Source organism: Paraburkholderia sp. BGA-UO-ETr-F12, from assembly GCF_059567945.1.
This window is the reverse complement of sequence record NZ_JCAQOZ010000066.1, coordinates 237,308-252,993: the sequence shown is the minus strand read 5'-3', so window position 1 is coordinate 252,993 and position 15,686 is coordinate 237,308. Positions and strand designations below refer to the sequence as shown.

At 63.6% G+C, this 15,686-nt stretch carries 12 protein-coding genes; 1 reads left to right on the top strand and 11 read right to left on the bottom strand.

What is annotated here, in order from left to right:
• Positions 1-22: 22 nt before the first annotated feature.
• The 3 genes from AC57B6_RS34700 to AC57B6_RS34690 form a co-directional block, all read right to left on the bottom strand.
• Positions 23-1,435: an MFS transporter gene (locus tag AC57B6_RS34700; protein WP_496423029.1), complete on the bottom strand. Its 1,413-nt coding sequence runs from the start codon at positions 1,433-1,435 to the stop codon at positions 23-25.
• 117 nt (positions 1,436-1,552) lie between these two features.
• Complete coding sequence (locus AC57B6_RS34695) at positions 1,553-2,407, bottom strand: SDR family oxidoreductase (protein ID WP_028198129.1); 855 nt, start codon at positions 2,405-2,407, stop codon at positions 1,553-1,555.
• Positions 2,408-2,530: 123 nt separating this feature from the next.
• The gene (locus AC57B6_RS34690; protein WP_278498756.1) at positions 2,531-4,090 is read right to left on the bottom strand and encodes a DHA2 family efflux MFS transporter permease subunit; all 1,560 of its coding nucleotides are present in this window, start codon (positions 4,088-4,090) and stop codon (positions 2,531-2,533) included.
• A gap of 115 nt (positions 4,091-4,205) precedes the next feature.
• Between AC57B6_RS34690 and AC57B6_RS34685 the strand changes: the two genes are divergently transcribed.
• Positions 4,206-4,667 carry a MarR family winged helix-turn-helix transcriptional regulator gene (locus tag AC57B6_RS34685; protein ID WP_106355020.1) on the top strand — a complete coding sequence of 154 codons (462 nt, stop codon included), beginning with the start codon at positions 4,206-4,208 and terminating at the stop codon, positions 4,665-4,667.
• Positions 4,668-4,734: 67 nt separating this feature from the next.
• Here the strand turns inward: AC57B6_RS34685 and AC57B6_RS34680 are convergent, their stop codons facing one another.
• The 8 genes from AC57B6_RS34680 to AC57B6_RS34645 all read right to left on the bottom strand — a co-directional run bounded on the left by AC57B6_RS34680 (position 4,735) and on the right by AC57B6_RS34645 (position 15,233).
• Positions 4,735-5,526, bottom strand: coding sequence for an alpha/beta fold hydrolase (locus AC57B6_RS34680; RefSeq protein WP_218623397.1), 792 nt, complete (start codon positions 5,524-5,526; stop codon positions 4,735-4,737).
• Entirely contained in the window at positions 5,523-6,392 is an 870-nt protein-coding gene (locus AC57B6_RS34675) for an SDR family NAD(P)-dependent oxidoreductase (protein ID WP_042275783.1), read from the bottom strand. The genes AC57B6_RS34680 and AC57B6_RS34675 overlap by 4 nt, the downstream gene beginning before the upstream one ends.
• 4 nt (positions 6,393-6,396) lie before the next feature.
• The gene (locus AC57B6_RS34670; protein WP_253045625.1) at positions 6,397-7,224 is read right to left on the bottom strand and encodes an enoyl-CoA hydratase/isomerase family protein; all 828 of its coding nucleotides are present in this window, start codon (positions 7,222-7,224) and stop codon (positions 6,397-6,399) included.
• On the bottom strand, positions 7,225-8,202 hold the full coding sequence (locus tag AC57B6_RS34665; RefSeq protein ID WP_496423028.1) for a VOC family protein: 978 nt from the start codon (positions 8,200-8,202) through the stop codon (positions 7,225-7,227). It lies immediately after the preceding gene.
• 38 nt (positions 8,203-8,240) lie between these two features.
• Positions 8,241-10,745 carry an efflux RND transporter permease subunit gene (locus tag AC57B6_RS34660; RefSeq protein WP_496423027.1) on the bottom strand — a complete coding sequence of 835 codons (2,505 nt, stop codon included), beginning with the start codon at positions 10,743-10,745 and terminating at the stop codon, positions 8,241-8,243.
• Between the two features lie 88 nt (positions 10,746-10,833).
• Entirely contained in the window at positions 10,834-11,940 is a 1,107-nt protein-coding gene (locus tag AC57B6_RS34655) for a WD40/YVTN/BNR-like repeat-containing protein (RefSeq protein WP_496423026.1), read from the bottom strand.
• A gap of 121 nt (positions 11,941-12,061) precedes the next feature.
• A complete protein-coding gene (locus AC57B6_RS34650; protein ID WP_028198136.1) occupies positions 12,062-13,426 on the bottom strand; it encodes a DUF1329 domain-containing protein in 1,365 nt (454 codons plus the stop codon).
• Between the two features lie 106 nt (positions 13,427-13,532).
• Positions 13,533-15,233 (bottom strand): DUF1302 domain-containing protein, encoded by a 1,701-nt coding sequence (locus AC57B6_RS34645; protein ID WP_496423025.1) that lies wholly within the window; start codon positions 15,231-15,233, stop codon positions 13,533-13,535.
• Between the last annotated feature and the right edge of the window lie 453 nt (positions 15,234-15,686).

Sequence of the window (15,686 nt, the reverse complement as noted above, 5' to 3'; positions counted from 1 at the left end):
CATGCCCGGCCGCCGTTTTCATTTACCGACGCTGTTGCGCATCGAGCAAAGCGGCGAGCGTTCGCGCATAGGGCTTGATGCCCGAGCCAATCAACCACAATCCAAACAGTGCTGCGGGGGCCGCCGTGCATGCTACTGCATAGCCCAAAGCGCCGTCGCGATGAAACACATGATCGGTAACGAGCGCGACGGCGGTCGGCCCCAGTCCGATACCCAGCAATCCCGCGAGCAGCAGATACACGGCGATAGCCTGGCCCCGCATGCGGTTGGGCGCGACCGCCTGAATCGCCGCGGGCGCCGCCGATTGGGCAATGCCGAGGCCGAACACGCTGACGAACAGCAGCGCGAACGCGAGACGGGCGTCCGGCATCAGCGGCCACAGCACGCACGGCAGCGCGAATACCGCCGAGCCGAGCAGTGCGACGCGAAAGCGTGCCGCCGTCACGCCGCGCGCCATCCATGCATCGCTGAGAAAACCGCACGCCAGGGTGCCGCCCGCACCTGCAATGGCAATGATGAGACCGAGTACGGGCCCTGAGTGCATCGGCGGCATCCCGAAGTTACGTTCGAACAACGCGGGTGCCCAGGCAAGCGCGCCATAGCCGATGATCGACAGCAAGGCCGGGTACGTCAGCACACGGAAAAACGTGGCGGCATGCAGGCGCAGATAACGCACGAAATCGCTGATGGAAGCGTTCTCGTCCGTCTCCATTCCGGTACTTGCCACCGCCACTTCCTGACGCGCCGGCTCGCGCACCGTCAGCAGCAACAGCAAGGCGAGCGGCGCGGCGGGCAACGCCGCCGCGACAAACGCGAGGCGCCATGCCGGCACGCTGCCGATACCGGCAATCGCCAGACCGTGCGGCGGAATCGTGGCCAGCAACCAGCCGCCGAGCAGTAACGACGCACCTGAACCGATCGCAATCGAGACGTAATAGATGGCGATCGCCCGGCCACGCTGCGTTGGCGTAAAGCAGTCGGCGATCAGCGAATAGGCGGCCGGCGCGAGCACCGCTTCGCCAATGCCAACCCCGACCCGTGCGAGCAGCAGGTGCGTGTAACTCTGGCCGAACGCGAATAGCGCGGTGGCCGCCCCCCAGAACAGCAACGCGACAAAGATCAGATTGCGACGGTTGCCACGATCCACGAGGCGGCCAAGCGGCAAACCGGCCAGCGTGTAAAAGATCGCGAACGCATAGCCCTGCAGCAGGCTGAATGCCGTATCCGAGATGCCGAACTCTTTGCGCAAAGGACGCACCAGCAGCGCGGGCAGTTGACGGTCAAGCTGAGACAGCAACGTGGCTGCGAAGAGCACGGCGATGACGTACCCGGCATAACGGGCCGACGGATAAATGGGTGTTGCGCCGGCTGACGCTGAAGTGGCCGCTGAGGTGGACGCGCTTTGCCGCGTCTGGGGCGTGAGGACGGTGGGCAAGCAGGACTCCCGGGGCGGATGGACAAGCGCCCGCGCGAGGCGGGCGATGTCGTTCGTCATGGCATACAGTGTGCTGAAAGAAGGGCGCCGCCGTTGCGTGGTGGCGTTCCCGCCCGCTTACTGCTCGACTGCGGCCTCGCCGCGCGCCTTCACTGCTTCGTAGAAATCGCGTTTGAGCGTCGGATAGTACGCAATCTGGCCGCCCATGCCGCCGGCGATATCGATCGATGCCGCGCTGATGAAACTCGCGTAATCGCTCGACAGAAACAGCGCCATGCCCGCGACGTCTTCCGGTTTGCCGAAGCGGCCGATCGGCACGACCTTCAGCACCATCTTGTCGAACTCCTCACGCGTGCAGCCGGGTGGCATCTCGCGATAGTGGCGGTCCCATTGGCCCGTGTCGATCCAGCCCATGTTCAGGGTGTTGACGAGGATGTTGTCTTTCGCGAGCGACATGCCGAGCGATTTCGACATCGCCACGCAGGCCGCGCGATTGACGACCGACGGAATGCCGTCCGGTGTCGGCACGACGCCCGCAAGTGCGTTGATCTCGATGATGCGGCCCCAGCGTTGCTTGCGCATATGCGGCACCACTGCCTGCACGAAGCGGAAATGCCCCATTTGCAGAATGTTGGCGTGTTCGAGGATCTGTTCGGGCGTCAGCGTTTCGAGGTTGCCGCCGCGACCCTGGCCGGCATTGTTGATCAGCACGTCGACGCCGCCCCAGCTTTGCGCCACCTGTTCCACGAACTGTTTGACGCCTTCGGTATCGGTCACGTCGACCGAATGCGCGATCACGGCCGCCGCGCCGCGCGCTTTCAGGTCTTCCGCAACGGCTTCAAGGTCGGCGCTGGTGCGCGCACAAATGGCGACGCGCGCGCCCTCGGCCGCAAAGGCCCGCGCGATTGCGCGGCCGATTCCGCGTGATGCGCCGGTGACGATCACGCGCTTGCTGCTCAGGTCGATCTGCATATGTCTCCTCATGTCGGGGCCCAGCAATGGCTCGCCCGCCGGGTGGTGTCTGTTTTTTATAATTTAAACAGAATACAGATAAATGTACAGATAAAACGCAGCAAAGTTCGCCGCGTATGCGTGCTAGTCCATCGCTACATGCGCGTCCGCAGGCGAAGCGCGCGAGCGGCGGGCCGGGCGGATGATGGCCAGCAAGGGAATCACCAGCAGGGTAGCGATGAACATCAGCTTGAAGTCGTCGATATACGCGATCATCGCGGCCTGCTGGGTGATCTGCATATCCAGCAGCGCAATCGCGCCCGGCGAATGCAGATCGACCTGGCTCTGCACCACGGGGTCGTACACCGACACGTGCGCGACGAGCGATGCATGCGCCACCTGAGTGTTGCGCGTGATGAAGGTCTGGACCACCGAAATTCCGATGCTGCTGCCGATGTTGCGCATCAGGCTGTAGATCGCGGTGCCGTCGCTGCGCAGTTCGCTGGACAGGGTGGAGAAGGTGACGGAACTGAGGGGCACGAACACGAGGCCCAGGCCGAATCCCTGCACCACGCCCGGCCAGACAATATCCGACTGCGACAACACCAGCGAGTAGTGCGTCATCTGCCACAGCGCGAACGCCGAGATCAGAAAGCCGGTGACGAGTAGCACACGCACGTCGAACCGGCCGATCAGACGGCCCACGACCATCATGGCGATCATCGTGCCGACGCCGCTCGGCGCACTGACTAGACCCGCGGTGGCGGCATCGTAATTCATCAGCGATTGCAACATCGGCGGCAGGAGTGCGCGTGTGGCGTACATTACGGCGCCGACCACGAAGATGAAGAACACGCCCGTGACGAAATTGCGGTCCTTCAACAACTGATAGCGGAAGAAAGAGCGCGGGCCCGCGGTCGCCGTATGGGCAATGAAGAAGGCAAAACTGATAACGGCCACCAGCGTTTCGGCGCGGATTTCCATCGAACTGAACCAGTCGAGCTGCTCGCCGCGATCGAGGAGCGCCTGCAATGCGCCGACGGCCAGACTCAGGGTGGCGAAGCCGAAAAAATCGAAGCGCTCGCCTAGCTTGCGACGGTTTTCCGGCAAATAGGCGAGCGTGCCGAACAGCGCGAACGCGCCCACCGGCAGATTGATGAAGAACACCCAGCGCCAGTTATAGCTTTCGGTCAGCCAGCCGCCGAGCGTGGGCCCGAGAATCGGCCCGACCATCACGCCCATGCCCCACACGGCCATTGCCTGGCCCTGCTTTTCGCGCGGGTTGATATCGAGCAGGATGGATTGCGACAGCGGCACCAGCGAGGCGCCGAAGATTCCTTGCAGCAACCGCGCGATGATGATCTGCGGCAGCGAGTCCGCCAGACCGCAGAGGCCGGAAGCGATGGTGAAGCCCGTGATCGACGCAGCCAGCAGATGCTTCACGCCGAAGCGGGTGGCAAGCCAGCCGGTGAGCGGCGTGGCGATCGCCGCGGACACGATATACGAGGTGAGAACCCAGGTGATTTCGTCCTGCGACGCGGACAGCGCGCCCTGCATATGCGGCAGCGCCACGTTGGCGATCGTGCTGTCGAGCGATTGCATCAGCGTGGCCAGCATGATCGATACGGTGATGAGCGGCCGGTTGAGCGCCGCGCCGGGTTGCGGCGGTTGAGCCGATGCCGTGGCCGGTGAGTTGGCTGCCATAAGGTAGAGGTCCCAGTCGCATAGCGCGCAAGATTGATAAGCGTGCTTATTGTAATTGAGACACATATCAAATGTGTGTTCACATTATAGGGATCTGGCTCGTATAATCGCCGGCATGGACAAAGGCTACGACAACCGCTTGGGCTTTCTGATCACGGACGCGGGCCGGCTGTGCGGCCGGCTTTTCGATGAACGGGCCAAGGCGAGCCTCGGCTTGACGCGTGCGCAGAGCCGCGTGCTGGCCTACCTGTCCTGGTATGGCGAGACGAATCAGGCGAGGCTCGCCGAGACGCTGGAGATTTCGCCGATTTCGTTGACGAGGCTGTTGGACAGAATGGCCAAAGGCGGCTGGGTGATACGGGCGGCGGATGCCAGCGACCGGCGGGCTTACTGCGTGAAAACGACCCGGAAAGCACGGACAGCGCTTGTCCAGGTTCTGGATGTCGGCGACCGGATTGCGGACGAAGCGTTAGCCGGCTTCGATGCTCGCGAGCGTGAAATGTTGATGGGGCTTTTGCATCGTATGCGGGCAAACCTGGCCCACGCGTTAGCGAGTTGCGGCACCACCGAAGTATGAGGCGTGCTGCTCCTGTCCAGCCCATGCAATGAGCAGCAAGAGCCGCGAGAAGAGCGGCTCGTCATGCTCAGCACCGGCTCAACAGAATCTCCGCCAGCTTCACCGGCTCGCTGATCATGGCGTTATGGCAGGTATCGAGTTCGATCACTTCGTCCACGCCGCCCAGGTTGCCGATGAATTCGCGTTGCACCTTCGGCCGCAACGCGCGGTCGCGTTGCGTGAGTACCCAGCTCATCGGCACGCGCGGCAATGCCGAGCGATCGACCGGTTCGGTCGTCACCCGGGTGCTTTCGGCGCACAGACCTGCCACGACGCGTTGCTTCTGCTCCCGCGTCATGCCGTTGGCAAATACCCAACGCGCAATGAACGCGGGGAACGGCGCACTGACGGCGGTGCGCCGTGCGGCTCGCGACGCGATCACGTTCATCGGCGCGTGCAGCGTATCGAGCACCGTCTTGCCGTCAGGCGGGATGCAGCAGGCGATGAAAACCATCCGTTGCACGAGCGCGGACCCGAGCCGTGCAGCCACACCGGGTAACGTAATTCCCGCCATCGAATGACCGACCAGCATCACCCGCTCAGGCCGCGTCGCGAGGATCTGCGCCGTCACGCTCTCGACGCATTGCGCGATGGTCAGCGTCGCCAGGTTGCCCGGTTCGTTACCATGGCCGGGCAGATCGACGGCGAGTACCCGTGCTGAAGGATCGCGCGCGCGCAACGCGTCGACGGTGGGCTGCCAGCAGGCACCGCTATGCTGGCCACCGTGCACCAGTACGATAGTCGGCTTGCCGGCGGTCTGCCTCTGCGCAATGGACGTATCGAAAACCGGCAGCGCCTGAGACGACGGTTGCGCGCTCAATATGCTTCTCTACCGCGCGCGGCGAACAGCGCACGCATTGGCGCCAGAGTCGGCGCATGGCTGGTGAAGCCGCCATCGACGGGCAGGGTTGCGCCGGTGATGAAGGCGGCTTCGTCCGACGCGAGGAAGCACACCACGTCCGCCACGTGCTTCGGTTCGCCGAGATAAGGCGTCAGGTGGCCGTCGAGAATCACCGCCTTGATATCGTCAGGCAGTGGATGCGCGCCACCGTTCTCCGCGACCACGAGACCGATCTGGATCGTGTTCGAGCGGATCCCCTGCTTGCCGTACTGCGCGGCAATCGACTTGCTCAGAATCGTCAAGCCGGCCTTCGAAGCCGCATACGCGCTCAAGGTGAAATCGCCCTGCGCGCCGAAACCGGACGACGCATGAATGATCGAGCCGCCGCCCACCTTGAGCATAGCGGGAATCGCGTGCTTCGAACACAGCATCGGGCCGCGCAGATTGACCGCCATCGCGCGATCCCATGCTTCGACTTCGACGTTGCACACATCGCGGTCGCCGCTGCGCTGCGCGGCGTCGAGCACGGCCGCGTTGTTGTGCAGGATGTCGATGCGTCCAAAATGCTCCAGCACCGCCGCGATCATCGCCTTGACCTCGGCCTCGGACGAGACGTCGGTGCGCAGGCCCAGCGCCCGTTCACCAATCGATGCGGCCACCGCCACCGCGGCCTCGCCGTTGATATCCACCACGGCTACGCGCGCGCCCTGTGCCGCGAGGCCACGGGCGCAGGCCGCGCCGAGGCCGCCGCCCGCGCCGGTGACGATCGCGACCTTGCCTGCGAGTTTGCCGGCCGTCGTTTGCGTCGTGCCAGTTCCTCCAGAACCGCCGATATCGCTAGTCATCTGCTCAGTCTCCAGTGAAAACAGGGGTGCGCTTTTCCTTGAAGGCAAGCGCGGCTTCCTTCACGTCGTCGCTCGGGGCGAGCAGCGCGAAAAGATCGAGCTCGCGATCCAGGCCGCGGCGCAGATCGAGTTCGAGCGCGGCGCGCGCCGCCTGCTTGACGTAGATTGTGGCCGCCGGCGATTTCGCGGCAAGCCGGTCCGCCAGCGTTTGCACTTCGGCGATCAGGCTCTCGGGCGTCGCCGAAATCCGCGTGACGAGTCCGATTTCCTTTGCTTGCTGCGCGCTCATCCGGTCGCCGGTCAGGAGCATGTCGAGTGCGCGGCCGTGGCCGACCACCCGCGCGAGACGTTGCGTGCCGCCGCCGCCCGGAATCAGGCCAAGGCCGGTTTCCGGCAACGCAAGCAGGGTATCGGGTGACGCGAAGCGGATATCGCAGGCGAGCGCGATCTCCAGCCCGCCGCCCATGCAAAAGCCGTGCAGCGCGGCGAGCACCGGCTTCTGGACCTGATCGAGCGCCTCGATCCAGCGCGAGCGTTCCATGCGCCGCCGCACTTGCAGCGACGACTCGGAGCCGCGCTTTTCCTTGATGTCCGCGCCCGCGCAGAAGCCGCGCGGGCCCTCACCGCGCAGCACGATCACGTGAACGTCGGGATCGGAGTCGAGGAGCTGCAGCGCCTGCGGCACGCCACGGCGGATTTCGTCATTGATCGCGTTGATCTGTTCCGGCCGGTTCAGCACGATCCATGCGGTCTTGCCGCTGCGCTCGATGCGCACGGTAGGGTTGATCGTCAGCCCATTCATGGTGGAGGTCCCCTCGTGGGTAGTCAGCATTTAGCGGGGCGCCTGAAATTCTTCGAACTCGAACAACTGCCCGTCGAGCTCCGCGGGATGGATGCGAATCAGCGAACGGCCGCCCACGGCCTCGGACGATTCGACCCAGTCGAAGCCGATACCGCGCGCCTTCAGTTCTTCGGCCTTGACTTGCAGGCCGTTCACTGCGATTCGCACGAAATACGGGCCCGGCCCCCAGCTATTCAGATAGCGGCCTGCCGCGCCGTCCCAGCGGGTCGCCTCGAGCACGTCGAGCGACGCGCTGTTGGGCAGCGTGAAGCCCATGCGCGCGCGCCGGTAGCCTTCGCCGACCAGCATTTCCACTGCGCCGACCGGCTCCCAGTCGAGATTTGCCGAGCAGCGACGCAGCGTGTCGTCGAGATCGCGCACGAGAAAGCCACGAGCGGTGACGCGCACCAGTTGGCCCGGTTGCAGATCGCGTGGTTGCGGCGCGGGCGTCGCGAACGTTTCGGGCGGCAGTTGCAGCGGCTCCATCGGCATGATCTCGATGCACAGGCCGCCGTCCACGGAAGGTTCGTACTCGGGGCGCTCAGGTGTCACGCCGACCCACAGACGGTCGAAGGGCATTTCCGGCGTGCGCTGCGCCATCCGGAACGGCAGGCGGCGGCGCATCAGACGCTCGACGGTCTGTTCGAACTTCGGGCCGTGCGCCGCCACCACGATCGAATGCGTGAGGATGGGCCGATGCTTGCCCTGAAATGCTTCGAGGCTCTTCAGAAAATGATGGAACGACGGGTCGCCGGGGTTCGGCCGATCCAGATGCACTTGCGGCTCGATGCGCGTCGGCGCCACCGCCAGCGACTTGTGCACGCGCAGAAAATGGGCGATGTACGGATGGTTGTCGAACGCCTGGCGCCAGTTCGGATGTTTGTGAATCCCCAGCTTGCTGACCAGCAGTTCGGTCATTCCGTCCGGGTCCGGAACCATCATGTCGGCGGTCATTAGCAGATCGAACATATCGGTGAATCTCCAAAAGGTGTTGGATGAACGGCGTGTCAGGACGCCTGGCGAGGCACGGGTGCGGCGGCGCGCAGGCGAGTGGCGGAGGTGGCGTTGACGGGTTGCGCGGCCTCGGCCGGCTCGGTGCCGGAGCCGCCGCGCAGGCGCTCGGCCTTCGGTCGCAGCAGGAAATAGGAGAGCGCCGGAATCAGCACGAGGGCGCCGACCATGTTCCACAGGAACATGAAGGTGAGCAGGATGCCCATGTCGGCCTGGAATTTGATCGGCGACCAGACCCATGTGACCACGCCACCCGCGAGTGTGAAGCCGACCAGCATCACCACCTTGCCGGTGAACATCAGTGCGTCGCGGTAGGCCTCGCGCAGCGTGGCGCCGGCGCGTTGCCGCGCGAGTTGTACGGAGAGCAGATAGAGCGCGTAGTCGACGCCGATCCCCACGCCGAGTGCGATCACCGGCAGCGTGGCGACCTTCACGCCGATGCCGAGCAGCACCATCAACGCTTCGCACAACACCGAGGTGAGCATCAGCGGAATCAGCGCGACCACCACGGCGCGCCACGTACGGAAGGTGATGAAGCAGAGGATCGCCACCGACGCGTAGACCAGCAGCAGCATCTCGCGATTGGCCTGCTCGACCACGATATTGGTCGCCGCGTCGATGCCGGCCGACCCCGCGGCGAGCAGGAAATGCCGCTCGGGGGTGTCATGCGCGGCGGCGAAATCGTTCACCACTTGCACCACGCGCGTCAGCGTCTCGGCCTTGTGGTCGCTCAGGAAGACCAGTAGCGGTGCGACTGTCCGGTCGGCGTTGGTCAGCTCGGGCATGGCCACCACGACGTTGGAAAACGCGTCACCGGAGACGAACGGATCGCGGTTCAACGTCAGCCACTTGGGCGAGCCTTCGAAGTTGCCGGCCGTGTATTGCCGCACCACGCTGGCCGCCGACACCGTGCCGCGCACGCCTTCGGTCTCGCGCAGCTTCGCTTCGAGGCGGTCCATCTCGGTCAGGGTAGGGTAGCTCTCCACGCCACCGGCCGGCGTCTTGACGATCACGGCGAAGACATCGCTCGACAGGTTGTAGTGCTGGTTGATGAACGCGTTGTCGCGGTTGTAGCGCGAGTTCGTCTTGAGTTCCGGCGCGCCGGAATCGAGGTCGCCCACCTGCAGATGCGTGCTGATCGCAAAACCGCCGACGAACAGCAGCAGCGCGCCGACCATCGCGCCAATGGCCCAGCGGCGCGTGGAAAAGCGGTCGAAGGCCTGGTAGCCGCGCACCACGAAACCGCGCTTTGCTTGCGGATCGGCACTCAGGCGCGCGCGGCGCACCGCGGAACGGCTCACGCCCGTGTACGACAACAGCACCGGCAGCAGCACGAGGTTCGTGAAGATCAGCACGCCCACGCCGATGCTGGCAGCGAGCGCGAGATTGCGGATCACCGGCACGTCGATGATCATCAGCACCGCGAAGCCGACCACGTCGGCCAGCAAGGCTGTCAGGCCGGCGAGGAACAGGCGGCGGAACGTGTGGCGGGCGGCTGCATAGCGATGAACGCCGCGTGCGACGTCGCGGGTAATGCCGTTCATTTTCTGCGCACCGTGCGAGACGCCGATGGCGAAGACAAGGAACGGCACGAGAATCGAATAGGGGTCGATCGAAAAACCGAGCCACTGCACGATGCCGAGCTGCCAGATCACAGCGGCGGCCGAGCACAGCACGACCAGACCCGTGCTGCGCAGGCAGCGGGTGTAGGCGTAAAGCGCGAGCGCGGCGATCAGCGCGGAAATACCGAAGTAAATCAGCACGCCGTCGAGACCGTCGATCAGATCGCCCGCCAGCTTCGCAAAGCCGACAATGTGAATCTTGACGTTGGGCGTTTCGAGCGAACGGATCTGTTTTTCCAGATCGTGCGACAACTCGCGATAGTTCAGCGGTGCGCCGGTAGCCGGGTCCTTGTCGAGCAAAGGCACGAACACCACGCTCGAACGTTCGTTGTTGGCAACCACCGAGCCGCCGATGCCGGCCCGCGCCACGTTGCGGCGCAGTTCATCGAGGCTTTTCGTGGAGCCGTCGTAGGAATCGGGCATGACCGGGCCGCCGCGAAAGCCGTCCTCGGTGATTTCGGTCCAGCGTACCGAGGGCGTCCATAGCGACTTCATATACGCGCGGTCCACGCCGCGCATCAGGAAAACCTTGTCGTTGATTTTCTGCAGCGTGCGCAGATAGTCGGCGTCGTAGATCGAGCCTTTGGTGTTTTCGACCGAGATCCGCAACGAGTTGCCGAGCGAGCGCAGCGAAGCGGCATTGTCGAGATAGTTGCGCACGAACGGATGCGACTGCGGAATCATGTTCAGGAAGTTCGCGTTGACTTCCAGACGTGTCGCGCGCACGCCGAATAGCGCCGTCAGAAACACGCAGACGATCACGATGAGCGCGCGGTGATTGAAAATCAGCCGCTCGACCGGGCCGCCGGAGCGGCGGTCGAACGGCTGCGCCGGTTGCGGTTGATCCTTCGCTGCGGACTGATCGTGTGGGTTATCCATGTTGAACACCTGTAGTGATGCAATTCAATGGCGTCTCTCGCGCCCGCTGCACTTACTGCATGTACTGTGCTGGTTGCGGCTGCCCGGCTCAGCGCCGTGCGCCGATCGCCTCGACACTCATGCCGCTCGAACCGCCGAGCGCGACGCGATCCGCGCCGTCCGCGGCGATGCCGGCGAACAGCATCGGCGTATCGGCCGAGACGCGCTGGAAGGCGCCGCTAACCGGGTCGGCAACCAGCAGCATCGCGCGGCTGCCGCAGATCACGATGCGGCCGTCGCCCAGCACGGTGGCGCCGTTCAGCGTCGAATCAGTACCCGTGTCGGTTTTTTGCCAGCTGGCGCCCTGATCGGTGCTCTGATAAACGGTGCCGCGCAAACCGAAGGCAAAGAGCCGCTGGCCGCTGCCGACGATGCCGAAGAAGCTGCCGCTGTAGCCCGATTGCAGCCGCTTGAACTGGCCGCTCGCGCGATCGAGCCGGAACAGAGTGCCGCGTTCGCCCGCGATATACACTTCGCCGCCAATGCCACGAATCGCGTTCAGGTTCAGGAAGTCCGGGTTGTCGATGTGTTCGAGGCCGGGCTGCCAGGTCTTGCCGCCATCGGTCGTCATGGCGAACGCGCCGAACGAGCCGACCGCATAGCCTTGCATGGCGTTGTCGAACCACACATCGAGGTAGGGCAGTGACGGCCCCGCCTTGGCGTTGTTTTCTTCCTGCTTCTGATAGGCGGCGGCATGCGCGTCGCCGTGTGCCGCGGCGTCCCGGTAGTAGGCGACGAAGCGCTCGTTGGAGATGCGTCCGTCGAGCTGTTTGCTCCAGCTCGCGCCGCCGTTCGACGTATGCAGAATCACGCCGTCGTGACCGACAGCCCAGCCTTGCGACGGTGTGGGGAAGCTCACCGCAGTCAGATCGCTCTGCACCGGACTGGGGACCTGGCGCCAGTTGTGCCCGTGGTCGTCGGACACGACGATCACGCCACGCTGGCCGACGCCGACGAGGCGTCGACCCGCGCTCGCCACCGCGGTCATCGGCCGGGTGGCGGGTGAGACGGCGGTTTCGGCGGGCGCGTCGAGCGGATCGACAAAGCGCGACGCGTGGGCCGCCGGCGGCTCCGTGCCGGCCGTCGCGGCGAGCGCCGCCGCACCCGTTAGCGTCGCGACGATGGCCGCCAGACATTGCACTGACCGGAAAGTCATGGGTAAGTCTCCGCACACACAGGTTGCCAATGCATTGGCAACGTATTGACCATTCTTCGACCATGCAGGCAGCGGGCTCGCCGGATCGATGTCCTGTTCCAGCGAGCCCGCGCCGCGCCGTTTAACGCACGCCTGCGCTTTGCAGTGCTTGCGGCGTGTAGTACGCCTGGTTCGGCAATTCGTCGTACGGGATCATGTGGGTGACCGGATCGCCCTGGTCGGCGATCACCGCGTAGTTGCCCTTGGTCAGGTCGTAGACCACCTGGATCGGCTGGCCGACGCGCGGCTTGTCGTAAGGAATGATGTCCAGCGTATAGGCGGTGCGATAGAGCGCATTGCTCTGGTCATACGCGTCGTATGCCACGATCAGCCACGTGTCTTCGTCGATGTAATACGTGCGATGGCTGTAGACATCACGCTGGCCCGGCTTGAGGGTCGCCTCGACCACCCATACCCGGTGCTTCTCCCAGCGTACGACGTCCGGATTGGCAAACTTGTCGCCCACCAGATTCGGCGACTGATACGCGCGGTAGTTGTTGTACGGCACAATGATTTCCTTCTTGCCCGCCAGCTTGAAATCGAAGCGGTCCATGCGCCCCTGGAAGCCGCCGATTTCGTCGAACAGCAGCGTACCGCCGATGCCCGCCATCGGCGTGTCGTACTTCAGTTCGGGCGCCACACGCACACGCCGCTGGCCCGGCATGTAGATCCAGGTGGTGTCGTCCTGCTCGCCGTTATTGACGCTGTATTTCGCCAGATACAACTGGCCGACCTGCGACGAAGGGCCGAAAAAGTTGGTGTAAGTGAGGCGGAAGTACGGTTCGTTCAGTTTGGTCGCATTGCGGTCGTAGAACGGATAGATGAACTTCGATTCCTGATCGCCCATCAGCGTCTTGTGACCGGCTTCGTCCACGAAGATGGTGCGGAAGCGGAAATCGGTGCGCACGCCCTGGTAGCGCATATTCTGATTCCACATCACTTCATAGCCGTCTTTCGGGATCGGGAACGGAATGCAGCCGAATGCGCCTTCCACGCCATCGCCCTTGATCTTGCCGACCAGCTTCGCCGTGGTTGCGCAGCCCACCGTGTTCTTCAGCACCCAGTCCGGATAGCTCATCGTGCGCCGCGTCTTGTAGACGTCGACGCGAAAACCCGGGAAGCGGTCGAGCAGCGCCTTGGTGCCGGGCGTCAACGCATCGGCGTACTTCGCCTGATTGGCCTTGGTGATCGATTCGATCGGCTTGTCATCCTTGAACGGATCGGGATAGCGGCCGCTGCCGGGCTTGAAATCGGCGGGGATGGTCAGATCCTTGACGCCGCCTGTGTAGGCGGGGATCGAACCGTCCGCGCTGGCGGCTTGCTGTGCGCCGAATTCGGTGAGCTTGCCGCCCAGCTCTTTGGCTTCGTCGGCGCTGACCGCCGCGAGCACGGGCCCACTGGCGGCGACTGCCGCCGCCATCGTTGCCAGTACCATTGCGAATTTCATGCTTGTCTCCAGAATGTGTGTCGGAAAAACCAGCTGGTGCGAGACGGCTTTTTATCCGGCGCCCGCGAGGGCGTCCGTGACAGAAAGCGGGCGCGACCGTCGCCCGTCAGAATGAAGAAGAAAACGTCAGCGAAACCCAATTCTTGTCGTTGTAGAAGTACGGACCGTTGCCCGTTGCGTAATACGAAGGCCCGCCGCTCGGCAAGCCGTTGGCGGCACCGAAGTTGGTCTGGCCACCCGTGTGCGAGTGATAGCCGTTGTATTGCAGCGTGACGTTGTATTTGTTCTGGATCAGCGCGTGCAGGCCGAAGGTGTAGATCATCGAACCCTGGTTGGTGCCGCCAAGACTCGGCGTATTGCCCCACAGGCCGTACTGGATGAACATCGGCGCGTCTATGTCGACGCCCGGGAACACCTGCAGCCATTGCGGATCGAATTGCACCGCCAGCGCCACCGAATTGTTCGTCGAGCAACCGGCCCACTTGCTGCCGCTCGGACATTCGGCCGAGTTGTTCACGCCGTTGTAGAGCGCGCCGTTACTGGTGGTCTTGACCTTCTGCGTGAAAGCGATTTCGGCCAGCGCGCTGCCGGTGTTCCAGAACGGTGTGCGCGACAGGCCCGCCAGCACGTTGCCGATTACGTTGACGACGTCCCCGCGCGCGCCTTGCTGGCCGCTCAGGTCGCTCGCAAGGGGACCGGTGCCGCTGTTCAACGCGGTGTTATGCCGGTACGACACTTCGAAACCCGTGCTGAAATCGCCGATCTGCCGGTCAAGGCTCATGCCGTACAGCTTCACGTTGGAGCCATAGGCCAGGTGATAGTCGGCCGCGCCGGTTGCCGGATTCACGCCCATCAGCACCCACGGCTGCGTTTCCGTCAGATTGCGGTAGTAGAAGCCGAACGTGCCGCCGAGCCATTGCGGCGCCCATGTGACCTTTGCGCCGTAGTCGTTATGAAAACCGTTATTGGGCATCACGTCGTTGCCGCGCGGAATCGAGCCCTCCAGGAGATTCGGCCCCTGGAAGCCGAAGCCGACCGTGCCGAGATAAGTGCCGCCTTCGGGCAGACGGGTAGGCATGTATTCGGCGAAATACTGCGCGGCGAGTCCGACCGTCGGTGTGAGCTGCGTCTCGAACAGGATCTGGGCGCGCGGAATCGCCAGTTCCTTGGCCTGGGTGCCCGGCGAGGCGGCGCCCTTGATGTTGTCCGAGGCGTTCTGACCGTAGTTGATCCCTTCCGTGCCGAAGATCAGCGCGTTGCCCCAGTACTGGGTCAGGCGCCCGACCTTGATTGCACTCGGTTGGCCGTTGATCTCGAACTTGTAGAACACGAACGCATCCAGCAGATCCGCGCCTTGCTGGTAATAGCGTTCGGTGTAGCTGCTGTAGTGATTGCCGCTATACGAGTTCAGGCTCGAGTAGGGCACCCCGGGGTAAGCCATTCCCGGGTTGTTGTTCACGCCGCCGCCGTAGGCGAAGTCCTTCCACAGCGAAGCGCTCACGCGGAAACCGAATTTGTCCCGATAGACCGCATCGAATTCGCTCAGGTCGGACACGCGGTTGGTCACGATGTCGCCCGCGTGCCTGAACTTGTAGTCCGATTCGCTGTAGAGCGGATTGTTGCCGATCCCGTCGTTGATGCCCTGCGCACGCATGCCCAGGTTGTAGCTGATCGTGTTGTCCCAATTGATGTTCAGATCGGGGTTCGAACTGAGTTGCACGGCGCTGGCCGACGCGGCCCAGCATCCCAGAGCCATCGCGATACCGAGGCTCATCCGGCTTTTTTCGAATCTGGCGCAGCTGCTCATTCCCTTCATCTCCTTGTCTCCTTAGCTCCCTGGCGGGGCTGGGTTTTTGTCTGACGCTGGTGACGGCACGGTGCTGCTGGCCTCGTGGGTTCCACGCTGCCGCCCAGGGAATTACACACAGTGTTCAACTCTGTGCAGTCTGCTCGTCGGGACTCGTTAGATTCGCCTGGATTCGGAATTGAATTCTATAGATAGAATTTCGACTCCGACTCTCTCGTTTTCCCCTATTCGAGACAAATTTGACGAAGTTGTTCATATCCATGTCGATGACGAGGGTAAGAACGCTGTGTGGCATAACGTCAGGAGACAAAGCGTCGACCCTTTTTCGCCGGTGAAAGATGCGCCGGCAGGCAAGGAAAAGGGACGGGAATTTTTGATCGGATCTTTCTGTGACAAGGCATTCCGGGCGATGACGAGCATCGGATGCACGCGCGCGGGGGCCGCGTCGCGCGC